The organism is Mesorhizobium sp. M1C.F.Ca.ET.210.01.1.1 (assembly GCF_004791585.1).
Lineage (GTDB): Bacteria > Pseudomonadota > Alphaproteobacteria > Rhizobiales > Rhizobiaceae > Mesorhizobium.
Genome location: NZ_SRUU01000005.1, coordinates 79,353 through 104,733 on the forward strand (window position 1 = coordinate 79,353; position 25,381 = coordinate 104,733).

The 25,381-nt window shown below is 64.1% G+C and carries 14 protein-coding genes and 1 tRNA gene; 7 read left to right on the top strand and 8 right to left on the bottom strand.

The genetic code is table 11. The annotated features are described in order from the left end of the window. Positions 1-78 precede the first annotated feature (78 nt). On the bottom strand, positions 79-1,965 hold the full coding sequence (locus tag EN853_RS07530) for an AsmA family protein (protein ID WP_127858911.1): 1,887 nt from the start codon (positions 1,963-1,965) through the stop codon (positions 79-81). Between the two features lie 263 nt (positions 1,966-2,228). Here EN853_RS07530 and EN853_RS07535 point away from each other — a divergent pair, with 263 nt between their 5' ends. After that, positions 2,229-4,187, top strand: coding sequence for an acetoacetate--CoA ligase (locus tag EN853_RS07535; protein WP_127858912.1), 1,959 nt, complete (start codon positions 2,229-2,231; stop codon positions 4,185-4,187). Between the two features lie 249 nt (positions 4,188-4,436). Here EN853_RS07535 and EN853_RS07540 read toward each other — a convergent pair whose 3' ends face one another. Continuing rightward, a complete protein-coding gene (locus EN853_RS07540) occupies positions 4,437-8,294 on the bottom strand; it encodes a PAS domain S-box protein (protein WP_127858913.1) in 3,858 nt (1,285 codons plus the stop codon). 245 nt (positions 8,295-8,539) lie between these two features. Here EN853_RS07540 and EN853_RS07545 point away from each other — a divergent pair, with 245 nt between their 5' ends. Next, the gene (locus EN853_RS07545) at positions 8,540-9,004 is read left to right on the top strand and encodes a phasin (RefSeq protein WP_127858914.1); all 465 of its coding nucleotides are present in this window, start codon (positions 8,540-8,542) and stop codon (positions 9,002-9,004) included. A gap of 340 nt (positions 9,005-9,344) precedes the next feature. After that, positions 9,345-9,421: transfer RNA gene (locus tag EN853_RS07550), tRNA-His, on the top strand. A gap of 245 nt (positions 9,422-9,666) precedes the next feature. On the opposite strand, the gene EN853_RS07555 is transcribed toward EN853_RS07550, so the two are convergent. Then, positions 9,667-10,533: a 3-keto-5-aminohexanoate cleavage protein gene (locus EN853_RS07555; protein WP_127858915.1), complete on the bottom strand. Its 867-nt coding sequence runs from the start codon at positions 10,531-10,533 to the stop codon at positions 9,667-9,669. 122 nt (positions 10,534-10,655) lie between these two features. After that, on the bottom strand, positions 10,656-12,548 hold the full coding sequence (locus EN853_RS07560) for a sugar phosphate isomerase/epimerase and 4-hydroxyphenylpyruvate domain-containing protein (RefSeq protein WP_245516849.1): 1,893 nt from the start codon (positions 12,546-12,548) through the stop codon (positions 10,656-10,658). 267 nt (positions 12,549-12,815) lie between these two features. On the opposite strand from EN853_RS07560, the gene aroQ reads away from it, so the two are divergent. From aroQ to EN853_RS07575, 3 genes are read left to right on the top strand one after another with little or no spacing between them, the layout of a single operon-like run. After that, on the top strand, positions 12,816-13,265 hold the full coding sequence (gene aroQ, locus EN853_RS07565; RefSeq protein WP_210234789.1) for a type II 3-dehydroquinate dehydratase: 450 nt from the start codon (positions 12,816-12,818) through the stop codon (positions 13,263-13,265). Next, entirely contained in the window at positions 13,262-14,146 is an 885-nt protein-coding gene (locus EN853_RS07570) for a shikimate dehydrogenase (protein WP_127858917.1), read from the top strand. Before aroQ ends, EN853_RS07570 begins: the two co-directional genes overlap by 4 nt. Positions 14,147-14,185: 39 nt before the next feature. Beyond that, entirely contained in the window at positions 14,186-15,523 is a 1,338-nt protein-coding gene (locus tag EN853_RS07575; RefSeq protein ID WP_127858918.1) for an MFS transporter, read from the top strand. Between the two features lie 78 nt (positions 15,524-15,601). On the opposite strand, the gene EN853_RS07580 is transcribed toward EN853_RS07575, so the two are convergent. The 3 genes from EN853_RS07580 to EN853_RS07590 form a co-directional block, all read right to left on the bottom strand. Beyond that, on the bottom strand, positions 15,602-16,261 hold the full coding sequence (locus EN853_RS07580; protein WP_127859069.1) for a TetR family transcriptional regulator: 660 nt from the start codon (positions 16,259-16,261) through the stop codon (positions 15,602-15,604). A 353-nt stretch (positions 16,262-16,614) separates the two neighbouring features. Then, complete coding sequence (locus tag EN853_RS07585) at positions 16,615-17,295, bottom strand: peroxiredoxin-like family protein (RefSeq protein WP_127858919.1); 681 nt, start codon at positions 17,293-17,295, stop codon at positions 16,615-16,617. 19 nt (positions 17,296-17,314) lie between these two features. Beyond that, positions 17,315-20,614: an adenylate/guanylate cyclase domain-containing protein gene (locus EN853_RS07590; protein WP_127858920.1), complete on the bottom strand. Its 3,300-nt coding sequence runs from the start codon at positions 20,612-20,614 to the stop codon at positions 17,315-17,317. Positions 20,615-21,006: 392 nt separating this feature from the next. On the opposite strand from EN853_RS07590, the gene EN853_RS07595 reads away from it, so the two are divergent. Beyond that, positions 21,007-23,931: a trifunctional glycosyltransferase/class I SAM-dependent methyltransferase/polysaccharide deacetylase gene (locus EN853_RS07595; protein WP_127858921.1), complete on the top strand. Its 2,925-nt coding sequence runs from the start codon at positions 21,007-21,009 to the stop codon at positions 23,929-23,931. Positions 23,932-23,978: 47 nt separating this feature from the next. On the opposite strand, the gene EN853_RS07600 is transcribed toward EN853_RS07595, so the two are convergent. Then, positions 23,979-25,364: a hypothetical protein gene (locus EN853_RS07600; RefSeq protein WP_127858922.1), complete on the bottom strand. Its 1,386-nt coding sequence runs from the start codon at positions 25,362-25,364 to the stop codon at positions 23,979-23,981. Positions 25,365-25,381 lie beyond the last annotated feature (17 nt).

The following is a 25,381-nucleotide window of genomic DNA, read 5'->3' on the forward strand; positions in this document are numbered from 1 at the left end:
CGACGGACGCGGCTGGCGTCCGTCGTTTTTGCATATCCTCGCCCGGCGGAGAAACCGCGAGCCTTTCCCGGAATTGCTCTACTGGCCTGAAACGCCGCTGATCGGCGAGATGAACGGCGTGCTCCAGTTGCCGCCGACGAAGAACAGCGACTGGTTTGGAGGCTGCGGCGCCTGCACGGCTGCCTGACCGCTGGTTGCCGGTTGCTGCGCCGGCTGTTGTTGTGGCTGCGCCGTCGAGACGATGCCGCCGGACAGCGCCAACCCGCGCCCGGCATAGGAGGCGATGCCGGAAAGCCAGATCTTGTACTTCTGGGAATTGACCTCGGCCTTGTCGAGCCGCGCCACGCCTTTCGAGATGCTCGCCTTGATCTCGGCGCCGTCGATCGGCAGCGAACCGTCGGCGACGTCGTCGAGGGCGAAGAACCCGCCCTGTTCGTTGCGCTTGAGGAAGGCGGGCAGGTTGAGCCCGTTTAGCGAGCCCGGCCCGAAGGTCGCCGAGAACGACCCATCGGCGTTCTCGAAGATGGAGTCCCAAGCCTTGCCCGGCCCTTTGAGGATGATCGAGACGGTTCCGGTGCCGGCCGGCACCAGCCGCGTCATCCCAGCCGCGGTTGCGAAGGCGCCGGTCTCGACGTCCGACGCCAAAAGCCGCATCTCGACCTGAGTGCCGTCCGGCTTGCGGTCGAAACGCAGGCTGCTCTGGATGTTGCCGTTGAAGGCCGAGGCGTCGGAGATGTCGAAGACGGCGAGCCCGTTCTTGACCTGAGCGGTCGCGGCGACGTCGGCGAGTTGTATCGGGCCGGCGGTGGCATGCGCCGCCGACAGCCTGAGGTCGAGGTTGATCTTGTCGGCAAAGCTGGTGTCGATCTCGCCGGGGCCTGCTTGGCCGGTGGGAGCGATGGGCGTGAAAGCGGAAAGGAACGATCGAAGATCGAGCGTGTCGAAGGCAAGCGTGCCGGAAATGACAGGCAGGGCCTCGCCGAACGAAAGGTCCAGCACGCCCATGCCGGGATTGTTGTCCAGCGCTACCGTCGTGTTCTCAAATTTTGCGCGTCCCGCCGACGCTGTCACTTTGCTCGCGACCGAGACGGAGCCGATCGCGGCGCTGGGCGCCATGCCGGCTTGCGACCATTCGAGCAGGCGTCTCAGAGAAGGAGCGGCGAATTTCGCCTGGCCATCCAGATAGGCGTTCTGCGACATCGAGGCGACGCCGTCGAAAGAGAGCGTCGCCGGCGCAGCCTTGAAGGCGAGCGTGACGGGCGCGGCGCCTCCGGCAAACAGCACAAGCGGCCTCGCCGAGGAAAAATCGATCTGGACGCTCTCGCCGCGCCAGATACCGGTCGCGGTAAGCGTGGCGTCGCTGTTCATGGCCGCCCAGTTCACCTGGCCGCTGAGGCTGCTCAGGATTTCGGTGTCCTTGCCGCCCGCCGAGGTCACGACGCGGCCGTCGCGGAATTCGACGGTGCCGAACGGATCGGAAGGCAATCTGCCGAGATCGGGCTTCTGCGGGTTCGCGCTGACCACGCCGCGCGCCGTGTCGATCGAGCGTGTGATGCGGCCGCCGGTGGGCAGCGATGGCAGATAGAAGCCGCTCGCCGTGCGCTCGACCCTGATGGTCGGCCGCACCAGCCTTGCCGTCGAGAACGCGACGTCGCCCTGCAGCGCGGCCATAGCGGAGAGGTCAACTTCGACACGCTCGGCCTCGACCACTGGCGGGGCGTCGGCCTCGGTCCATTGCGACAGCGTCACATCGCTGAGGATTGCCCGGAACTTCGGCCACACCTCGATGCGCGGTGAGCCGTCGATCGTCACGCGAAAGCCGCTCCAGGCGCTCAATTCCCAGGCGATGCGGTCGCGCACGATGCGCGTCGAGGCAATCAGCGGCAGGGCCGCGAAGGCGAGCGCGATGACCAGCACCGCGACACCGATCACCCATACCCCGCGCCGGATCAAAGATGATGGCATCTCGCCCCGTATATTTCCGTTGCCGACAAAATCGCCCGACGGGTGTAACCAAGCGCCGACGCTTTTCAAGTCTTTATGGCTCTGCGATGGCATTTGCGCCGCGTCCTGGCCGGCCATTCCAACAAAATCTTGCTCTGCTGCGCTGCGGTATGCATAAGCGATGGACCCGCCGGCCTACGAACGCCACGCCGGTTTTGGGACAACGACGCAGGCGACATCAGGCTTAACTGCCGCAATCGCGACGCGCTCTGGGAGGAACGATGATGGCCGCCGATACCCCCTTGTGGACGCCGACGCAGGACCGGATCGCCGCAGCGCCCATGACCGCCTTCATGAAGGCAGCGGCAGCGAAGTCAGGCGAGGCTTTCTCCAGCTACGCGGAGCTCCACCGCTGGTCGATCGACGATCGCGAGGCGTTCTGGAGCCTGGTCTGGGATTTCTGCGGACTGGTTGGCGACAAGGGCGAGCGGGCTCTGATCGATGGCGACAAGATGCCGGGCGCCGCGTTCTTTCCCGACGCGAAACTCAATTTCGCCGAGAACCTTCTCAAGAAGACCGGTGGCAGCCTGGCCATCGTCTTCCGCGGCGAGGACAAGGTCGAGCGCCGGCTGTCCTGGAGCGAGCTTCATGCGCTCACCTCGCGCCTGCAGCAGCTCTTCCGCTCGCTTGGGGTCAGAGAGGGCGACCGCATCGCCGCCATGATGCCCAACATGCCCGAGACGGTCGCCGCCATGCTGGCCGCCGCGTCGATCGGCGCGGTCTGGTCCTCGTGTTCGCCCGATTTCGGCGAACAGGGCGTGCTCGACCGTTTCGGCCAGATCGAGCCGGTCGTCTTCATCGCCCCCGACGGCTATTGGTACAACGGCAAGGCGATCGAGGTCGCCGACAAGGTCCGGGCGGTGGCCGGGAAGCTGGCGACGGTGCGCAAGGTGCTGATCGTCGACTATCTCGGCACGTCCTCCGATGTCGCCGCCACCGTCGACAAGGCCGATGCCCTGGAGGCCGCCTTGTCTTCCTTCGCCGTGAAGCCCGTAAGCTTCGAGCGGCTGCCGTTCGCGCATCCGCTCTACATCCTCTTCTCTTCCGGCACTACCGGGATCCCGAAATGCATCGTGCACTCGGCCGGCGGCACGCTGATCCAGCATGTCAAGGAACAGCGCCTGCATGCGGGCCTGCTCGACGGCGATCGCTTCTTCTACTTCACCACCTGCGGCTGGATGATGTGGAACTGGCTGGTTTCGGGCCTCGCCTCGGGTGCGACGCTTCTGCTCTACGACGGCTCGCCCTTCTATCCTGACGGCAATGCGCTCTTCGATTTCGCCGATGCCGAGAAGATGACCTATTTCGGCACCTCGGCGAAATTCATCGATTCCGTGCGCAAGGCGGGGCTGAAACCCATTGCGAGCCACGACCTCGGGAGCGTGCGCACGATCTCTTCCACCGGCTCGCCGCTGTCGCCGGAGGATTTCCGCTTCGTCTATGACGGCATCAAGAGGGACGTGCATCTCGCCTCGATTTCCGGCGGCACCGACATCGTTTCCTGCTTCGTGCTTGGCGTGCCGACCGAGCCGGTCTGGACCGGGGAGATCCAGGGAGCCGGCCTCGGCCTCGCCGTCGATGTCTGGGACGACAACGGCAAGCCGGTGCGGCATGAGAAGGGCGAGCTCGTCTGTACGAAAGCCTTTCCGGCGATGCCGATCGGCTTCTGGAACGATCCCGAAGGCAAGAAGTATCACGCGGCCTATTTCGAGCGCTTCGACAACATCTGGTGCCATGGCGACTTCGCCGAATGGACGGCCCATGGCGGCATGATCATCCACGGCCGCTCCGACGCCACGCTCAATCCGGGCGGGGTCAGGATCGGCACGGCCGAGATCTACAACCAGGTCGAGCAGATGCCGGAAATCCTGGAGGCGCTCTGCATCGGCCAGGATTTCGACAACGATGTGCGCGTCGTGCTGTTCGTGCGGCTGGCCGCCGGGGTGAGCCTCGACGAAGACCTGGAAAAGCGCATCCGCGCCAGGATCCGGAGCGGCGCCAGCCCCCGCCACGTGCCGGCCAAGATCGTTGCCGTCACCGACATTCCAAGGACCAAGTCCGGCAAGATCACCGAGCTTGCCGTGCGCGACGTGGTGCACGGCCGCGCCATCAAGAACAAAGAGGCGCTCGCCAATCCGGAGGCGCTCGAGCTGTTCAGGAATTTGCCGCAGCTGGCGGATTGAGCCGCTGCGGCATGGTTAAGGAACAGTGTCGGTCGAATTTACCTAGATTTCACGAGTGGTACACATTCGTAAATTTTTTCGGGCCCCGGTAAGGACTTGTTAAGGGACGGCGCCGATAGTCGCGTGTAACTTGAGGGAGAAATCCCGTTCCTCGTCCCCTGAGGATCAGATTCGCTCAAGCCCCGTTGTGACAGCAATCCCATCTCTTAAGGCGTCCATTGGACGCCTTTTTCTTTTCCGGGAGCGCGACTATTCCGCGAGCACGCGCGTCGAGGGGAAGCCGACCTCGACCAGCGTGCCTTCGCCGGGGGTGGACGTGATGGTGAAGCGGGCGCGGTTGGCCTCCACCATCGCCTTGGTCAGCGGCAGCCCGAGCCCGGTGCCGTCGCCGCGGCCGCGTTTCAGCGCATTGATCTGCTTGAACGGCTTCAGCGCCTGCTCGATCTCGGCCGGGGTCATGCCGATGCCGGTATCGCGCACGCGCATGACGACATCGCCGGAGGCCTCGTAGGCAGTGGACACGATCACCTGGCCGCCGGCCTGCGTGTAGCGGATGGCGTTGGATAGGATGTTGAGCGCGATCTGGCGCACGCTTCTCAGGTCCGCCACCACTTCCGGCAGCCGTGAGGCGAAGCTCGAGCGGATGATGACGCGCTCGCGGTTGGCCTGCGGCTGCATCAGCGCCACCGTTTCGGCCAGCGTGTCGTTGAGCGACACCGCCTCGTAGGCCATCTCCTGCTGGCCGGCCTCGATCTTTGAGATATCCAAAAGGTCGTTGACGAGGTCGAGCACGTGATTGCCGGAGCGGTTGATGTCGCGCAGGTAGTCGCGGTAGCGGTCGTTGGCGACCGGACCGAACTTCTCGTCCACCATCAGTTCGGAAAAGCCGATGATGGCGTTGAGCGGCGTGCGGATCTCATGGCTGATGCGGGCGAGGAAATCCGTCTTCTGCGAGGAGGCGCGCTCGGCCACGGCGCGCGCCTGGGTAAGGTCCTCCTCGGCCCGTTTCCACTGCGTGATGTCGCGCACCACGGCGCAGAAACCGCTGTCGTTCGGCAGCCTGCCGATGGTCATGAACAGCGGTATGAAGCGTCCCTGCGCCTCGCGGCCGATGACCTCGCGGCCGTCGTTGAGCAGGCTCGCCACGCCCGGCTCGGAAAGGCCGGCGAGATAGTCGCGCGCCGCGCGCTGGCTCTCGATGGCGAACAGCGAGGCAAAGGGCTTGCCGGCGATATCGTCGCTGTCGAAGCCGAACAAGGCTTCAGCCGGGCGGCTGATCGAACGGATATTGCCGTCGCGGCCGATCAGCACCACGCCGTCGGTCGCCGTGTCGATGATGGTGCGCATTTCGGCGATGCGCGCCTTGAGCTCCGAAACATCCGGCTGCTGGCTCGGCTCGTCATTGGCCGCGCTGATCAGCGGCGCCGGTGCTTCGTCTTCGCCGGCACGGCGCACCACCAGCATCAGCGCCTTGCCGCCGCGCCAGGGAACGGAACGCAAGAGCGCATCGATCGGGAATTCCTGGCCCTGGCGGGTCTTGAGCTTCAGCGAACGGTCGCTTTCGTCGGCCTCGCCATCGTCGGCGTAGTGATCGGCGAACAGCGCGCCCAGTCCGCCGGCATCGGCAAGGTCCTCCAGCGTGTCGTAGCCGGTGAGTTCGAGGAACGCCTCATTGGCGTAGTGCAGCACATCGCCGGAATGGATAACCAGGGGCACCGGCAGCCTGGCGACGATCGACGTATCGGGCGCCCGCGTTTCCTCGCCGGTCGAGAAAGCCGATGGCACGAAGCCTTCAAGCTTGAGCGGCGGCACCGTCAGGCGCGGCCGCTCCGGAGGTGCTGCCTTCGCTTCGCTGGACTGTTCGGCTGCGGGCAGGGCGCTTTCGGAACCGGCCCAGTCCTCGCTGTCTTCCGCGTCACGAAAATCGTCGGCGGTCATGCTGTCATCGGCGTCGGCACGAGAGGCTTCGGCCGGCCGTTCAGCCTTTGGCTCGGATCCCTCGGTCGCTGCGGCTTGGCGGGCCGCGGGAGTCGGCGCTTCATCCGCGTCGCCCCCAGCTTCCTCTCGCCCGGCATAGTTGAGCAGCGAACCCGAGGCGGGTGGCGTTCCGTCTTCCCCGCCGGCAGCCACGGAAGCCTCGTCGGCGCCGTCAAGGCGAGCCAGGTCCTTCTGATCTTCCGCCTCGGTCTGCGCCTCCGCCGTTTCAATGGCCTCGGCCTCGGGAGGCGCTTCTTGCACGGGCCCGGTCGCCGTTAGACTGGGTTCGCCGGTCTTCCCGCCGCCGGTCTTCGGCTGTCCCGCCGCGGGCTCGGCCCTACTTGCGGCCCCGATCGCATCGGGGCGCTTTTCAGCTTCAGGGGAAAGCGGCTCGGCCGGGCCGGAACTGTCCTTGCGCAGCCGCTCGCCGATCTCGCGAAAGGCGCTGCGCTCGAGGATCGACAGACCCCGCTCGCTTGCCAGCGTGTCGTTTCCCGGCAGCTTGTCGTTGGCCGGTTGCCTGTGCTCGGCCAGCCGGATCACCTTGTCGGCATAGCGCCGCTCCGGTTTCGGCACGATGGTCAGCGCCGGCACTTCGCCCAGGAACGGGTCGGCAGGCTTCGACGGCTCGGCCGCCGGTTGCCCGGCGGCAGGTGCGGGCTTGGCCGGCGCGGCGCCATTGGGCACGAGCGCCATGCCGAGCGCTTCCGGGTCGACAACGGCGTCGGCGCCGCGCGCGACGCCGAAGCCGCGGAATCCCTCGAAGGCGCGGCTGCGGTCATAGACCGGCAGCGCCGCAAGATCGACCGGGATCTTCAGGTCCGTGCCTGCCACCGGCCAAAGCACCGAGCGTCCGGACCAGGTGTCGCGCCGCTCGAGCAGCGTGGCAATTTCGCCCGATGCGTCGAGACCGAAAGTCGTGGCGACGTCCCTGAAGCGGCGGCCGATCACATCGGCGGCCGGCCTGCCGACAATGTCGGCGAATTCCGGCGACAGCGCGCTGAACTTGCCTTCTGCGTCGGTGCGCCAGACGAAACGCAGCGGCGGTGCCGAACGGTTGATGTTGCGGGCCGCGTGCAACTGGGCCGGAGCCCCTTCGGCGATGGCCGGCCGGCTTTCGGCCGCGGTGTCCGTCGCTTCGATCCGTGCCGGCTCCTCCGGCCGTCTCACATCGTCGCCGCCGGCGTTGAAATACCAATGGTCGTGCTGCGCGGGACCGGCATCGGCTGGCTGCTTGGCGGCCTCGGCAGCATCCGGCCCATGATCGACCGTGGCCGCGGTCTTTTCAATCGGCCGAGCGCCATCCGCGGCCACCGGGATCGTGTCCGCCTTTTCGCCCACGGTCGCGGCGGGAGGCTGGGCCTCCCGGGCAGGCTCGGCTTCGGCGCTCTGGTCTTCGGAGATGGCCGGCGCGCTTTCCGACGCTGCCACCTGATCGCCGGCAGTCCGGTCGTCCTGCTGGACGTTCAACTTGTTCTCGTCGATCACCACCAGGAGATGGCGCGCGTCGGTCAACCGTGCAAAGCCGGCCGGGTAGGAGGTGCCTGCGCCCGGAACAAGCCGCTTGACGATGCGGTCGCCCGCGCTTGCCACATCCGCGACCAGCGCCGCCAACGTCTCCGGCGTGATGCCGAGCGCCGCAAAACCCTCCGAAGCCGCCTCGACATGGCCTTGGGCGTCGACGAAGGCGATGAAATGGCCGGCCTCGGTGAGGCCGCCGATGGCGCGGCTGGCGATTTCGGCGGTGCTGCGCGAGCCGGTCTGCGCCGCCGGCATCGCCAGCATGATCGCCTTCTCGCCGTCCGGCATCGTCACCGCGCTGGCCAGCAAGCCGACGGCGCGGCTCATCATGCCGGTTGCGAGTCTCACGGTGATGGCGCGGTTGCTGCCGATTTCCGGGAAGCCGCTGGTCGCCATGATCTGCCGCCTGGCGATCAGCGGCAGCCGCGCGGAGGCGCCGATGATGGCCTCGATATCCGGATAGCCGAACACCGCGGCACCCGGCCCGTTGGCCCAGATGACCTGCTCGAGGTCGGCCGACAATATGGCAAGCGCGTCGCCGGCGGCAAAACGCTGGCGCACTGCATCGAGCACGGCGACATCGAGGAAGGAGTAGTTTTCAGGCGGCATGCGCTGGCGAACCCTCCGAAGCGGGCATTTCGGTTAACGCTTTGTTAATAAAAGCGTACGCGGTGAAGGTCCACAAGCCATGCCGTGCAATGACTGAAATCTCTGGGCTCGTGGTTAACGGGCGGGCGATTTGATGGTGCACCGCAACAAAGATGTTGCAATGCACAAAATTTGCCTTTATATTGCCATCATACATGAACGAGACGGCTTTCTGTCAAAGCCGCTGCCCCTGAGAGGTTGGAAAAATGTCCAAGACTACGACCAAGACCGGCGAGACCATCGAAACCGTGGAATTCCCGAGCTTCGACGCCTCCAAGGCCACCGACCAGTTCCGCGCCTTCGCCGAGAAAGGCGTTGAGCAGTCGAAAGAGGCCTATGCCAAGCTGAAGAACGGTGCCGAGGAGACCCAGAAGGTTCTGGAGTCGACCTACGAGACCGCCAAGACCGTGTCCAGCGACCTGTCGCTCAAGACCATCGCCGTGCTGCGCGCCAATGCCGAAGCCGGCTTCTCGCATCTCGAAGCCTTGGTAGGCGCCAAGACGCTCTCCGAGGTCGTCGAACTGCAGACCGCTTTCCTGCGCAAGCGCGCCGAAATGGCCGTCGAGCAGGCCAAGGACTTCCAGGCCGTCACTTCCAAGGCGGTCGAGGACGTCGCCAAGCCGGTCAAGACCGCTTTCGAAAAGGCGTTCAAGGACGTCAAGGCGGCCTGATACGCACTTGCCAAAGCTGCATCAAAACGTCGCATTTTGTCAGACAAATAGACGTGCGATATGTTGATCAGATGAATACCCGGGGAGTGAAACCTCCTCCCTTCGCTCTCCGGGGTGACCAGCCAGCTCCTCCTCCCGCTGGCTCGTAACAGGAAAAGGCCGGCACCTCCTCCCGCCGGCCTTTTCTTTTGCCCGTTAAAAACTGACGCCGGTTCGCTGAACCGATCTTTGCCTTATCAAAGGCCTTGAATTAGACTCTGATAGCCCGTATTGGACGCATCGCCGACGACAGAGCGGACGCGGAGAATGATTTCTCCTCGGATTGCGCTCAGGCGGATGTGCCGTTGTAGCTCAGTTGGTTAGAGCACCAGATTGTGGATCTGGGGGTCGCTGGTTCGAGCCCAGCCAACGGTACCATCGACCTGTCGCGTAAGCAGCTGACTTTTCAGTCCAAAGTGCCCCATCGTCCCTGATGCTGATCGCTATTGCCGGGCTTGCCGCAAGCGCGGCCTTGTCGATGTTGATGGCCATTGTCGTTTCTCCCGAAAGCTATTTGGCGATGCCCAGCGCCTTCTGCCGGCGCCCGATGTGCGACAGCAGCGGGCCGAGCGCGACTATGACGATCACCGAGGGCGGCGCTGGGGAATCGAGTGCGGAGAAACTCAAGACGGAGCGCCGACATCGGCCGGAGCCGACAGACGGGCCTTTTGGAGGCCCAGGCGCTTGCGCGCCTCGGCCACTGTTGCGACGCGCCGTCCATGGCGCGCGACGGTTTCGGCGGCGATCTGGACGAGTTCGGCGTTGCTCGCGGCAAGCCGGTCCTTGTTGACGCGAATATTGTCCTCCAGTCCGGTTCGCACGGCATCGGCACCCCGCTGGAGCGCCCATTCCATGACGGGGCCTTGGTGACGGCCGATGCCGGCCGCGGTCCAGGTGGCCCTGGGCAGAACCCCGCGGAGCTCGCCGAGCATCAGATCAAGCAGGTGCTCGTCGGCCGGCAAGGCGTTCTGGACGCCCATTACAAACTGGACGTGCGGCCGATCGTCCATCAAGCCCGCCTCCACGAGGCGGCGCGCCCCATGCAGATGGGACAGATCGAAGATTTCGATTTCCGGCCTGACGCCGTTGTTGCGCATCTTGCTGGCAAGGTCCGTCACGAGCGTGGTGTGATTCTCGTAGACGATGGTCGGGAAGTTGACGGAGCCGGTCGAGAGCGAGGCCATGTCGGGCTTGAGGTAAAGCGCCGAACCACGCGTGCCCGGATCGCGCCCCCGGCCGCCGGTCGAGAACTGCACGATCATACCGGGGCAGTGTTTGGTGATCCCGGCCTGAACGGCTGCGAAGCGCTCCGGATCCGATGAGGAGGTTTCGTCGTCATTGCGCACATGGATATGCGCGAGCGTGGCGCCGGCCTCGTACGCCCGGTGCGTTGACTCGATCTGCTCGGACGGCGTTATCGGGACAGCCGGATTGTCCTTCTTGCGCGGCACGGAGCCAGTGATGGCGACGGTGATGACGACCGGGTCCATTGCGGGGTCTTCCCTCATGTAAATCACGGCTTGCGAGCAGGCGGGGCAGCGTTTTGCGTGCCGACGGCGCTCTTTCGCGCTGCCGGTCGCATCGGATTGCGTCGTGCAGCGCGAAGCCCGCGTTAGAGTTCTGCGAGATCCCTGGCGCTCATCCGGGTCGCCGCCAGAGCCGCCATGCGCACGGGCGCATTCGGCGCGCCGTAAGAATCATAGCCGCCGAGCCGCTGCACGATCTCGAAGTAGAAACGATCCTGAAACGGCATTGTGTAGAAGTGCAAGAACTCGCCGTCGCCGTCACGGTCGTACAAAATGTTGGCGTCCCGCAACGCGTCGAGACGCTTGTCATCGAGACCGAAGCGAGCCTGGATGTCGTCGTAGTAATTGACCGGGATGCGTAGAATCTCGGCGCCGCGCATTTTCAGCGTGTCTGCGGCGGCAAGAATATCGTCCGTCGCGAGCGCGATGTGATGTACTCCAGCGCCCGCATAGTTCGAGACCGAGCGAGCCGTGACCGTGTTGCGGCTCTCGGAGATGTTGAGCGGCATCCGCAGTGTTCGCTCGCAATTCGAGACCGCCTTGCTGTGGACGAGCCCGTAAGGGTCGGCGAGAACGACTGACGCTTCAGGTTCCAGGCCGAGCACGGCGCGATAGAACAGCACCGTAGAGTCGAGCCGGCCATCGGGAAGTGCCTCAGCGATATGATCGATCCGCGTGAGGAGTGGCGACCGCGATGCCGCCTCCGGTTCGACCTCGAAATCGGTCTCGAAATTGGCGGCGATTTCATGGTCGCTGAAATAGATCAGGCTTCCCGCATCCGAGCGGATGGCGGGAATCGCGAGCTCGTTCGGCCCAATTCGGCCGTCGAAACGCGCCACTCCATAGGCCTCCGCGCGCCCGAGCGCCGCCAGCGCATCGTTCGTCTCGAGCGCGAGGGCGCAGACCGACGGCCCGTGCATCAGAAAATAGGACTCGGCGAAAGAATCCGGCTCACGATTGACGACAATCCGGATGTCTCCCTGGCCAAACAAGCTCACCTCCTTTGACCTGTGCCGGCCAAGGCGTCGGAAACCAAGCTGGCCGAGGAGGACAGCAAAGGGTTCTTCGTTTCGCTGATCGACCGCAAACTCGACGAACCGAATTCCACGGATGACAGGGGGTGGCGGCGGATCGAACAGTTCGACACGCCGGCGCATCATCCCCGAGGTGTTGCCTTGCCGCGCCGGTTCGGAGCGCACCTGCTCCTCGAGGAACCGGAGAGAGCGAAACGCGTCCTCGGCGGTCAGGCGCGGCAGGGCGGACCGTGTCTCATCGCTGAAGATCTCAAGCGAGATCGTCCCTGCATAGCCGGTGGCGAGCACCGCCCGCAGGAAGCCTGGGACGTCGAAATCACCCTGGCCGGGAAACGAGCGGAAATGCCGGCTCAAGGTGAGCGGCGTCATCCCGAGCCGCGGCGCATCGGCAAGCTGGACGAAGAATATCCGCTGCCCCGGCAAGCCTGCCAGTGACGACCAGTCATCTGGCAGCGCCAGCGTGTGGAAACTGTCGAGGATGAGGCCCAAATGCGGATGATTGGCCGTCTCCACGATGCGCCAGGCGTGGTCGAAAGTGCGTACCCGCGTTCCCCAGGACAGCGCCTCATAGCCGATCTTGAGCTGGTGTCGCGCGGCATGCTCGGCGAGTTCGTAGAGCTGCGCCGCGGCCCGCGCATCATCATCCGAGACATCCGTACCGACATTCGAGCAGACGAGCATCAGCGGCGCGCCGAGTTCACCCATCAGATCGAATTTGCGCTCTGCCCGGGCGAGATTGCGTTTGTGTTGTTCGTCGCTGACGCCCTCAAAATCACGGAAAGGCTGAAAGAGATCGATCGACAGCCCCAGATCGGCCGCATAGCGCCGGACATCGCGGACCGGCCCATTGTAGAAAAGAAGGTCGTTCTCGAAGATCTCGACGCCGTCAAAGCCGGCGGCGGCGATCGCCTCCAGCTTTTCTATAAGCGTGCCGCTCAGCGACACGGTCGCGATCGATTTCCTCATCCCTTGAGGCCTCCTCCATCCCGGCTTTTGCCGGGCCCTTGACTGTTGCGACCGCCACAAATTCGCAGTCGGCTCAATGCCTCTTGACATGAACGTACTAGTTCGTACATTATGAGTCAATTGAAATACTACAGGGCGAACCAACGCCCAAGGCAGAGGAAAAATACCTGGGGAGGAGGACATGCAGCCAGATTGCATGCGCGTCAGCGCTTGCGTGACGCCACGCACCACTCCGCGAGTCCCGCTGTGACGGACTCGGTTCTCATTCTCAACGGTCCAAATCTCGACATGCTGGGCAAACGCCAGCCAGAGATCTATGGCAGCGAGACGCTGGCGGATGTCGAAGCCCTGTGCGGACGTTCTGGCGCCGAGCTCGGCATCGCCATCGATTTCAGGCAGAGCAATGCCGAGCACGAGCTGATCGACTGGATTCACGACGGTCGTGAGCATGCCGCTGGTATCGTGATCAACCCGGCCGCCTATTCGCATAGCTCGATCGCAATCATGGACGCTCTGACGGCCTGCTCCTGCCCGATCATCGAGGTGCACATCACCAACATCCATCGCCGCGAGTCCTTCCGGCATCACAGCTATGTCTCTGAGGTCGCCTCGGCGGTGATCTGCGGCTGCGGCATCGAGGGTTACGCCCTGGCGCTGCGCCGCCTCGCCAGCCTCCTCGGAAGGGCTCCCGCATGACCAGGCTCCAGCCTTCCTTCCTCGTTGGCCTGATCGGCTCCGGTATCCAGGCATCCCGAACGCCGCCGATGCACGAGCGCGAAGCCGATGAACAGGGCCTTCGGCTCGTCTACCAGAAGATTGACCTGGAACGCTTGGCACTCGGCGCCGAGGCTCTTCCGGAGTTGTTGGTGGCGGCCGAACGCATGGGTTTTGCCGGACTGAACATCACCCACCCCTGCAAGCAGGCCGTCATTCGCTATCTTGACGAGCTTTCGCCCGATGCAGCCGCGCTCGGCGCGGTCAATACCGTCGTGCTGCGAAATGGGCGACGCGCCGGACACAACACCGATTGGTGGGGCTTTGCGGAAAACTTCCGCCGCGCGTTGCCTGGCGCATCCCTCGACCGCGTCGTGCAACTCGGGGCTGGTGGCGCGGGCGCGGCTGTCGCACACGCCCTGATGACGCTGGGTGTCGTTGAGCTCGTCCTGTCCGATGTCGACCCGTCGCGCGCGGAAATCGTTGCAGCCTCGCTTAACGAGCGCTTCGGCGTTGGTCGTGCCCGCGCTTCGCAAGAATTGGCCGCCGACATGGCTTCAGCGGCCGGTCTTGTTCACTGCACACCCACCGGAATGGACAAATATCCAGGCTTGCCCTTGCCGGAAAACCTGCTGCGCCCGGAACTCTGGGTAGCCGAGATCGTCTATTTCCCGCTCGAAACGGAACTCCTGCGCAGGGCGCGCCATCTCGGCTGCCGCACCCTCGATGGCGGCGGCATGGCGGTCTTCCAGGCCGTCGAGGCGTTCCGCCTGTTCACCGGCGTGACGCCGGATCCCGAGCGCATGCTGCGCCACTTTGGCGAACTCGGCTCGGCTGCGGTGAGGAGCGCAGCCGGAGCCTGAACCATTGCAACCAAGAACCCACGACCGGAGGAGACGTGAATGGCGACTACAGGAGAATATTCATCAACATCACGGGCGCATAGCCTTGAATCCGCAGGGATCAAGGCGCCGAAGAAAGCCGCGCTCGCGAGCTGGATCGGAAGTGCCGTCGAATACTACGACTTTTTCATCTATGGCACGGCTGCGGCGCTGATCTTTCCGAAGATCTTCTTCTCGGCCGCCAACCCGCAGGCCGCCGCCATCGCGTCGTTCGCCACTTTCGGCGTCGCCTACATCGCGCGGCCATTCGGTGCGATCGTTCTTGGCCATATCGGGGACAAGTTCGGCCGCAAGAGGGTCCTGATGTTCACGCTGCTGCTGATGGGCTTCTCGACCTTCCTCATCGGCTGCCTGCCGACCTACGACCAGGCGGGCATACTGGCCCCGATATTCCTGGTGCTGGCGCGTCTCCTCCAAGGTATCTCGGCTGCTGGCGAACAGGCTGGCGCGAACTCGATGACGCTGGAACATGCGCCGCCCCACCAACGGGCCTTCTTCACCAGCTTCACGCTGAGCGGTACGCAGGCGGGACTCATTCTCGCGACGCTTGTCTTTATCCCTGTCTCGAAATTGCCCGAGGCAGATCTCCTGTCTTGGGGGTGGCGCATTCCCTTCTTTCTGAGCGCTTTGGTCGTTGCCGTCGGCTTCTGGGTGCGGCGGTCACTGCCGGAGACGCCGGTGTTTCTCGAAGAGGCGAAGAAACACGAGACCGCAAAGCTTCCGTTCGCCACCTTGGTCAAGGATTATTGGCCGGAGGTGCTGCGCATCATCTTCGCAGCGCTTATTTCGGTGGTCAGCACGATCTTCAGCGTGTTCACGCTGTCCTACGCCGTCAACACGATCCATATCGATCGGGCGACGATGCTGACCGTCCTCGTCCTCGCCAATGTGGTGGCGCTTGCGGCCATTCCCGCCTGGGCGATGCTTGCCGATCGCGTTGGCCGTAAGCCCGTCTTCATCCTTGGCGCGCTCGGCTGTGCCGTGCTTATCTGGCCCTATACCGGGGCGATCAGCCAGGCCAATCTCACGATGATATTCATTCTCGGTATCCTCTTGTCCGGCGTCGTCTACAGCGCCGCGAACGGCATCTGGCCGGCTCTCTATGGCGAGATGTTCGATACGCGGGTGCGCCTCTCCGGCATGGCGATCGGCACCCAGATCGGCTTCGCCCTTGGCGGGTTCGCGCCAACCATCAGCGCGGCGCTCCTCGGAGAGGGCCCCACTGGCTGGGTACCCGTCGCCGCCTTCACCACGGCGACGGCCATCATCGCGGCGCTGGCCGCCGCGACGGCACGCGAGACCTACAAGACACCCATGAACGAGCTCGGCCGAAAGTAGATCGCGCTGTTGCGAAAGGGCAGGCGCCTTTGGCGCCCGCCCGTTTTCGAGCCCAACCGAGCCTGTTGCAATGCAGGCCTATGGCTTGCGGAGCAGGGCGATCACGGCGTCCGCGATCATCTTCTTGTGCCGTGCGCGCCGTTCCGGCTCGGCAAGGTCGATTCCGAAGATCTCGCCGAATGTGTAGCGGTTGGCAACCCGGAAGAAACACAGCGCGCTGATTGCCATATGTACGTCGACCGCCTCAAGGTCATCACGGAAGGTGCCGGTCGCTTGGCCGCGCACGAGAATTCGGTCGATCACCTCGATGGCGCGCAGGTTGATCTGTTTGAGCGATGCCGTTTCGGCGAGGTGTTTGGCGTAATGAATGTTTTCGATCGCCACCAGACGCACAAACTCGACATGAGTGTCATCATACTCGAAGGTGTGCTCGATCAGATGACGGAGCGCCTCTTCGGGGTCGAAGGCATCCAGATTGAGGCCGGCCTCAATGGCGCGGACATCGGCATAGGCCTTCTCCAGCACCGCCAGATACAAGCCCTCCTTGCCACCGAAATAGTAGTAGATCATCCGCTTTGACGTGCGCGTGCGTTCAGCTATTGCGTCGACGCGCGCGCCGCTGAAGCCGAACTCGGCGAATTCCTCCGTCGCCACCGCCAGCAACTCCGCCTTCGTGCGCTCCGGATCATTCGTCCTGGTGCGCGCGGAGGGGTGCTTACGGGTTGGGACTGCTTCCATCACGAGGCCAATGCTGTTTGTCAGGCGGCGCTGACTTCAGATTTGCGGCGGTGTGGCAGATTCGACCGCAGCGCCCCACATGGAGAATAGCGTGTACGAACTTGTCCGTTCAAGCGAAGTCCTTCAATTGGCACAATTTTCAGTCATTCCTGCGGTTTGGTCCATCACCAAAATCAGATGGGTGGAGCGGCTCCCCCCGCTGCCGCGGACGGCATTCTGACGCTTGGAAAGGCTGCTGTCGCAGCGACCCCACGATGCAGGAGCCATTCAGGGAGGACATCGCTGGTCCATAGGCGACAGAAAGCATTGCCGCTTTTTGTTCAGCGTCATGCTCACCTTGTCCGCAGGTCTTCTTATTGGGCGACTTGGGACACGGCTGACATCAGCTCCTGCGGGCTTGGCGCCTTAAACATATACCGCCCTCCCTCTGGAACCTCCGTGAAGCTCCAGCGGACGATCCCCTGCCGATCCAGCAGGAACTGACCGATCAGTTGTCCGTGTCCCGTCGCCATCATCTGCTGGTCGGCTTCAGTCACTTCGTAGTGGTCGCTCTTATCGAGAATTTCGCCAGCCGCAATTGGATTCATGGGGCCGGGCAACTCGCTCGGCATGTCGACCCGCATATCCATCACCGCTGCCATCGAGACCTTGTACGGCCAGTTCGTCTCGTTTTCGGTGAATTCGAGATTGGGCAGTCCGAAAGCGCGATGCGAAGCGCGTTCAGGGTCGGAGGCGGCAAGCAAATTCGGCATCGGGTGGTAGCGGAAATAGAGACGCGCCCGCTCGATCGGCGTGTTGACCACCGTCAGGCTCCCCACGCCCTTTTCGCGCAGCTCCGGAGCAAGCCGCGCCTGGGCGGCGATATGGCGTCGGCAAAATGCGCAATGCAGACCTCGGAACAGGCCGACCAGTACCGGTTTTTGTCCGCGAAAATCGTCAAGCGCGATCTTGCCTTCCTGGGTAATGGCGTCGAGTACCACGTTTGGTGCACGATCGCCCGGTTGAAGCGGCACCAAGTCACTACGCGCGGACATTTCCAACCTCCCACCCCGGCTAGTCGAGAAAGGGCAGCACCACGAGCGCTTCCGGGTCGAGCCCGTGCTGGGCGCATATACCCTGCGCCAGGGAAAAGTAGCGTTCGGCCTCGGCCAGATTGTCGAGGTCGAGATTGAGCGTTGCAAGACCATCATAGCACGGAAACAGCAGTTGGGGTTCGCCCGTTTCGCGGGCTACATCCAGTGCTTCCTGGAACAAGCCAACCGCCAGTTCCGGACGGCCATTGCACTGGTGGATCTGCCCAAGCACGATCAACGGCACCGGCAGGTGCTCGCGCTGGTCGAGCGCCCGGTCGATCTCGATGGCCTTCTCGGCGGCAGGCACGCCCTCCGTCGGGCAGCGATCCGTGAAGGTGCAACAGGCGACCGCCAGATTGACGAGCAGGCGCGCCTGGAAACCCAAATCGCCAATATGGCGTGCCACTTCAAGACCGCGCCGGCAGACCTCCATCGCCTTTGCCGGATCGATGGTCGTGTAAAGCACGCCGAGATTGGTGTAGCCGCGGCAGGCCGCGCCCAGCAGGCCGGCGGCTTCGGCCAATTCAATGCTACGCTCAACCTGGCTGACGGCCTCACGGTTTCGCCCAAGGCGAGCCAACGCAACAGCCTTGGTATTGAGTGCCTCGGCGGTCACAAGAGTGGCATCTCGCCCTGCCTCGGAGGCATGCTCCGTTGTCAGGGCGCGTACGCAATCCAGCGCCGCGTCTGCCCATTTTGCCGCGAGCGCGTGATCTCCGCTGCGGAACGCCTGCCGGCCACGTTCTTGCCAGAGATGCGCCTGCTCGATTGGGGCATCCGCTCCATCGAGGAGCGCTGCCGCTTCAGCATAGCGGGCTTCTGCGTTGCCCCGCTTGCCGACATCCCAGAGCAGCCGACCGATCTTGCGCAAGACTCTTGCCGAAGCGACACGATCGGCCGACGCGCGGTATGCCTGCAGCACCGTCTCGTAGTGGTGGTGCGCGATGTCGCGGCGGCCTGCCGGGCCGCTCAAATCGGCAATGCGCTCCGCAATTGCCAGTTTGAGCGGTGTTTGCCCGATCGCGTCCAGCGCGGTCAGAGCTCGCTCGTAGAAACGAAGGGCGTCGTCGTTGGCATATATCATGCGCGCGCGATCGCCCGCCGCCTGCAGGTAATGCGCGCCCTTTTCCCGCTCGGCGCTCTGCGCGAAATGATGACCGAGCACGGTCAAATCCTCGAGCCGTTCCGGCTTGTCGCCGTACAGTTGCTCCAAGGCGGCACCGACCCGCCCGTGGATGTCGGTTCGGCGTTGCAGGAGCAGGTTCTGGTAGATCACGTCTTGCAGCAACGTTTGCGTAAAGCGGAAGCTTTGCGACGAGACCGAGCCTGATCCGGCAACTTCCTCGATGATTTCGGCATCGCAAAGCAGTTCGCAGCCGGCTTCTAGGTGGCGGGGGTCGGCTGTCACGGTTTTCAGAAGTGTGGCATCGAAGCGCGGGCCGATTACAGCGGCTTCCTGGGCCAACCGGCGCACCTCCTGGGGCAGCCGGTCGACGCGAGCAAGCAACATTGCCTGGATAGTGGCGGGAATGCCAGTTGCGATTTCGCCTGCCGCAGTCCGCCATCGCTGGCCCTCGCGCATCAGCACACCACGGTCGATAAGGCCGCGAACGATCTCCTCTACAAAAAGCGGGTTGCCGCCCGCGCGCTCGAGGATCTGGTCGACAAGCCTTCCGGCGGAGCTTACCCAGCTGTCGCCGAAAAGCGCCGCCAGCAGGCTGCGCCCGTCAGCACTGTTGAGCGGCGAAAGCCTGAGCGCCGTGTGACTGACGCGGCTTGAGTCGAGCTGATCGTTGTCCGGCGCCGGACGATGCGTGACCAGCAACATCAACCGCGTGCGTTCCAGCCTGTCCATCACGAAACGCAGCGCCTCGAGCGACACGGCGTCGGCCCAGTGCAGGTCTTCGACGACAATCAACAGCGGCGACAACGCAAGCCGCCGTTCGACGATCGTGCGGACCGCGTAGAGAATTTGCCGCCGCAGCTGCTCGGGCTCGACATGCTGCAAGGTGGCATCGGGGTCGCCAAGGCCAAGCACATGGTAGAGCAAAGGCATCAGCCGCGTCGCTTCCTCGCCCTGCAGGCCGAGATCGGTAAGCAAGCCCGCGAGCTTCTCCCGCATTTCGTCCCCGCTGTCGCTTTGCATCATTCCGGCAGCGCTGCGCACCACCGCGCCCAAGGTGCCATATGATTGTTCGCCCAGCGGTGAGCAGGTGGCCTGCCGCACGGCGACGTTGCGAAAACGATCCTCGTCGCCGACGCGCGCGACGAATTCCTTCACCAGCCGCGATTTCCCGATACCGGCTTCTCCGACGAGGCGGACAAGTTGGGCCGAGCCGGCGCACGCCTGGTCAAGGCTCGCCAGCATCCTATTGAGCTCCGCACCACGACCTATGATCGGCGCACTGAGGCCGAGCGCCTCGAGCCCACGCGCTGCGCGCGGCGCCGCAAGCGGTGCATCCAATCGATGGACGAGCACGCTGCCGGCCTTGCCGCGAAGCGCGACATCACCCAGCGACTCATAGGAGAAGGCATGCCGGGTTAGCCTGTGGGTGAGCTCGCCCACCAGCACCTCACCCGGTGCGGCCAGCGATTGCAGGCGTTGCGCCGTGTTCACTGTGTCGCCGGTCACCGAATAGGATTTGGCGGTGCCGATGCCCAATCCTCCGGTAACGACCGGACCCGTGTTTATGCCGATGTGGAGCAGCAGAGGCGAACCGGAGTGAGGGGTGCGCTCGCCGAGCCGCGCCGTCCGGGCGATCATGTCGAGAGCGGCGCGAAGCGCGCGTTCCGGATCGTCCTCATGGGCGACCGGCGCACCGAACAAGGCGAGCAGTGCATCGCCGATGAATTTGTCGACGAAGCCACCGAAGCTTCGCACCGCCGCCGTCAATTCCTTGAACAGGTCGTTCTGCAGCGCTTGCATCACCTCTGGGTCGAGCTGCTCGCTGAGCGTCGTGAAGCCGCAAAGGTCGGCAAACAGCACCGTGACCGTCCGGCGATCGGCGTCAGAGACGGGTTGCGGCCCTTCTTCGCTTTCGATGTTCGAAAGCGGCGTCGCGGTTCGGGGAGGCGGCACGATGGTCCGGCTCGGTGTCGGAGCAGGCCGTGCGGCGGCCTTTGCGGGCGCACCGACGCTTGCCCCGCATTTCGGACAGAACTCGAAATCGGGTGCGCAGAGGTAGCCGCAACTGGCGCATGGCACTGGCTGGCGCCTGCCACACCTCGGACAGAAGGCGTAACCGGCCTCAACCTCGAAACCACAGCCCGAACAGTCCATGGAACAGACCTCGCTAGCGGGCGTGACGGCGTGATGTCGCTACGCACTTCACGACCAGGTTGCGCACAAGGATGAACCGATAGCCGTCAACGGGCAAGCGGCAGCACAAAAGGGGTCTCGAGCGCAAATCGTGAGCCTCGGCGCAACGACCTCGGATCTCAGCCGTCGGGCATGAGCGCTGGCCGTTCAGCCTGTCTTCAAGTTCTCTTTGCCTGCCCCCAATTCGCCCCGATCTTGACAAAAGCATCGCTGCCATCCGATGCCGTCATCCGTTTTGACATTCGCCGACTCTTGCCGAAGAAAACGAAAGCTCGATGATAGAGGACAATGCTGCCGCAGGCGCTGTGGTACCGATATTCAAAGCCGGACGAAGCAGGCACGGGTAAGACGGCGTGGCGCATAATCCGTTGGTTTCAATCGTGGTTCCTGCGCGCAACGCGGAGGCAACGCTGGCGCGCGCGCTCGATTGCCTTCTCGATCAGGAGTTAGGCGATTGGGAGGCGATCATCGTCGACGACGCCTCCACGGACCGCACCCCTGCGATCATCACCGACTATGTCGATCGCGATGCCCGATTTCGGACGTTGAGGTCCTGCGCGCACAGCGCCGCCGGCGCGCGCAACAGCGGGATTGCCGCAGCGCGCGGCCACTGGCTCATGTTTCTGGACGCCGACGATTGGGTGGATGCCAGCTTCCTTGCGAAAATGCTGGCCGCGCTGAAGACCGCTCCCGATGCAGTGGCCGCCTATTGCGGTTCTCGGTGCGTGATGCCCGATGGCGAACTTACCCCGTCGAGCATCGCAACCGAGGTTGCGATCCAGCCCTTCGAGACTTTCGCCCGCCGGTGCGCCATCCGCACTCACGCGCTGCTGGTCGACCGGGAGACAATTGTCGGGTTGGGCGGTTTCGATGCGTCGCTGCGCACCTGCGAGGACTGGGATCTGTGGCAGCGCCTCGCGCGTCTAGGCAGACGTTGGGTGATGGTCGACGAGGCGCTCGCTTTCTATCGGGTCGGCCCCAACTCGCTCTCGCGCAATTCGACGCAGATGCTCGCAGATGCGGAAATCGTGATCGCCCGCGGCTTTTCTCCTGATCCCAGGGTCAAACACCCGGCATCGGTTCACGCCAACGGGGCGATCGACGCGAACGGGTGCACCGCTTCAGAAGCGCTCGCGTGGTTCGCGTTGTGGAACGCCGCGTCGGATTGCGGCCGCGGCTCGCGCTCGATCAACCCGCAGTCCCTGCGTGCGCTCCCGGTGGGGCGTAAGTGGGCGCGAGAGATCGCCAAGGTGGTCTTCGATGGCCTTATGGCGGGAAGCCTGTCGGTGCCGGCGCAACTGGCCGCCAGGTGGGACAGGTTCGGCGGCTCCCTCGCCGAATTGATCATCGAACTCGGCAATGTCTGGGGGGACCCCGTAGCGGGTCGCCGCGCCCAGTATCACCTTGAGCAAATGCTTCTCGACTGCGACGACCTTGCCGCGCCGCGCAGACTGGCGCGGACACTCGGAATTCGCGTCGACGCCAGAAATCCGACCTCGGCCGAACTGCCTGAAGGGATCGATCAAATCTATGCCTATCTGATGATGGATGGCCAGATCGAGGCTCGCGTGCAGTTCGCCGCGCTGGGCACAGTGACAAGGCGTCATTGGATCGAATTGATCCTGGATGTCGTGCCTCCTGAGCGGCTTGCACTGGGCGCCGGTGCCGACACATCAAACATGTTTGCAGCCGAGGCATCATTGTCCATGGCAGGACACCGGTCTGATCCGAACAGCCATTTCGGCGAGCTTGCGCGATTGGCAGCGGAGGCGCAGAGGCTGGTTCGCTCGAGCGCCGAACCGGCAGAGCCTCTTGCCGCGCCGCGCCGCAAACCGGCCGCTGGCGACCGCGACGATGATCGCACATCGTTTTGGAATCACCATTTCGCGACCGAGGATCCCTGGAAATACGGTTCGCCCTATGAGCAGGAAAAATACGAGCGGCAGCTCGAAATTCTTCCTGCCGGTCCTATCGGGCGGGCGCTTGAACTGGCGTGCGCGGAGGGCCACTTCACGCGGCAACTGGCGCCGCGCGTGGGCCATTTGACCGCGACCGACATCTCCGCCGTAGCCATCGGGCGGGCGCGCGAGCGATCCGGCGATCAGCCGAATGTCGAGTTCAGCGTACTGGATCTCTCTGCGGACACGCTGCCGGGTGAGATGGATCTGATCGTCTGCTCGGAAGTGCTCTACTACCTGGATGATCTCGCCGAGTTGCAGCGCGTCGCCAAGAAACTCGTTGAGGCGTTGGCGCCTGGCGGCAGTATCATCAGCGCACACGCATTCGTGCTCGGTGACAATGTCGAAAGGACGGGCTTCGACTGGAACACATTTGGCGCGCAAGCGATCTCAGAGACGCTGGCAGCGACCGAAGGCCTCGTCCTCGAGCGATCGATCGAGACCGAGCTCTATCGCATAGACCGCTTCCGCCGCCTGTCGCCAGACGATGTGGCGACGGAGCCGATGATTGATCATGTGCCAATCCGCGCGCCCGTCGAAATCTCGGTCGCGCGAAAGATCGTCTGGGGAGGGGCGCGGGCCCTGCGCCGCGACGTCGCACGCGGCGAGCGGCGGCAGCGTATCCCTGTCCTCATGTATCACAGCGTCGCCGATGACGGTCCCGCCGCGCTCGCCCGTTATCGGTGCGCGCCCGCCGCATTCGGCAGCCAGATGGCATGGCTGCGCGCCAATGGCTTTCACGCGATCAATTCCGAGCAGCTGGAATGGTTCATCGCCAACCGCCAGCCCTTCGCTGGCCGCCCGGTGCTCATTACCTTCGATGACGGCTTCCAGAATTTTGCCGACCATGCCTGGCCGATCTTGCGCGCGAACGACCTGACCGCGGAAGTGTTCCTGGTGACCGACCTGGTGGGTGAAAGCGCACGATGGGATGCGGTCAGCGGTCCGCCGACCCCGCTTATGGACGCCGGGACGGTGCGACGCCTCGCCGGCGAAGGCGCGTTCTTCGGAAGCCATATGGCGACGCATCGCGCAATCGATGGTCTGTCGAGCTCTGACTTGGCCGCCGAGCTCTTGCGCTCTCGTATGTTCATCGAACGCTGGACCGGTCGGCCGACCACGGCGTTCGCGGCGCCTTTCTCCGTCACCGACCGACGGCTTGGCCGACTTGCCAAGGAGTGCGGCTACCGGACCGGCTTCGGCGGCAGACACGGTCCGGCTGGCCTCGATTGCGATCTCATCGACCTTCCGCGCATCGAGATTCGCGGGGATCGCTCGCTCGACGACTTTGTTGCCATTGTCGAGGCCGTGCTCGAATGAAGCGGCTGGATCAGTCGCTGGAGGCTGACCGATAGTCGCCGTGAGGCTCAGGTCGCCTTGATCTCTGCCCGGCCGATCTTGCGCCATCGGGCGTTTTCGCGAACCAATTTCAGGTCGTCGGTCGTCTCGGCCAATGTCCGCAATCTGTATCGCCCATGCAGGTCCGGGAAGAGCGCCCCTTCCGGCAGGGCGGCAAGCTGCTCGCGGACGGAGATCTTCTCATCGATGACCCGCGTGCCCCAGGCATTTTCCCGAACCTGCAGCTCCGCAGCCAGATCGCGCTCTTCCGGCGCGTTTTCGTCCAGCGCAGCCAGCAGGATTGAGTGGAAAAGCGCGACATAGCCAATCTGCCTCAGGCCGCCGACAACCCGCACCCGCGGCAATATGGCAAGGACGAGGAACATCAGGAACAAGTTCGGCAGCAGCACGCCGTCCGCCAACGCCTGCTTGAGATGCGGCCGCTCGAACGGGATGGAAAGACCAAGCGGCCTGTCAGGCTCGATCAGGTGCCCGTTCTCGAGGACGAGCCTGCGCACGCGTTCCTCGCGGATGCCCCAGAAATAGTCCGTGGCATTGGGCAGGAATCTGCCAAATGGACCCGACGCGGCCTCTTGCAGGGCATGGTCGAGACGCTGGCGTCTTGCGGGTTCAATGAGCAGCTTGCAAAGAAGGCTGCCGTCATGTTCCAGGTGCCGCGCCGCGGCAGCCGCCGCGAGCCGGTCATCGATGAAAACCGGCAGGGCCATGCCGGAACGATCCCAATTGGCGACCAGATCCTCGTTGAGGGCTGTCAGCGCATCGGCGGCGGTTCCAAACACCTTGTCCCGGCTGGCCAGCAGTGTGCCCAGCCAGCGGCTGGCATCCGTTTCGTCACCCACCGCTTCGAGCGCGCCCTTATTGAGGGAGACGGGACCGGCCGCGCAGGCGCTTTTACGGCACAGTTTGTGGCGCCCCATGCCAAACAGGTTGACCTTGTCGTCGCCGAGATCGAGCCATCCCGGCCCCTCCCGGCCGACTGTCTCCATGGTCATCGTGGTTCCCATGAAGCCGACGAAGGCCGACAGCCCGTTTTCGACCGCGCCGAGCCAGGCGAGCAGGAGGGCATCGAAGGTGATCCTGTCCATCAGCAGCAGGCAGTGCAGGCCGGACTGAATCACCGGTCTGTGCTCGAACTCTTCGAGGGCCTTGCCGATCTCCTCGGGCTGCATGATCGCACCAAGGCGCTGATGCAGGACGTCGCGCAGGATCGCACGGGCAGCGATCGCCGGACCCGATACAGGCCTTGCCACCGGCCGCCACAGATGGCGGGCGTAATCGGAAACGGGTGCAGTCCAGTTTTGCTCGATGTCGCGAACGACTTCCGGGCAGAGCAGCGACAGCACGGCCAGAATTTCCGCCGGAGGCGTAGGGCTTGGATCAAGGACGGCGGTCATCGGTCTCGTCTAGCCGC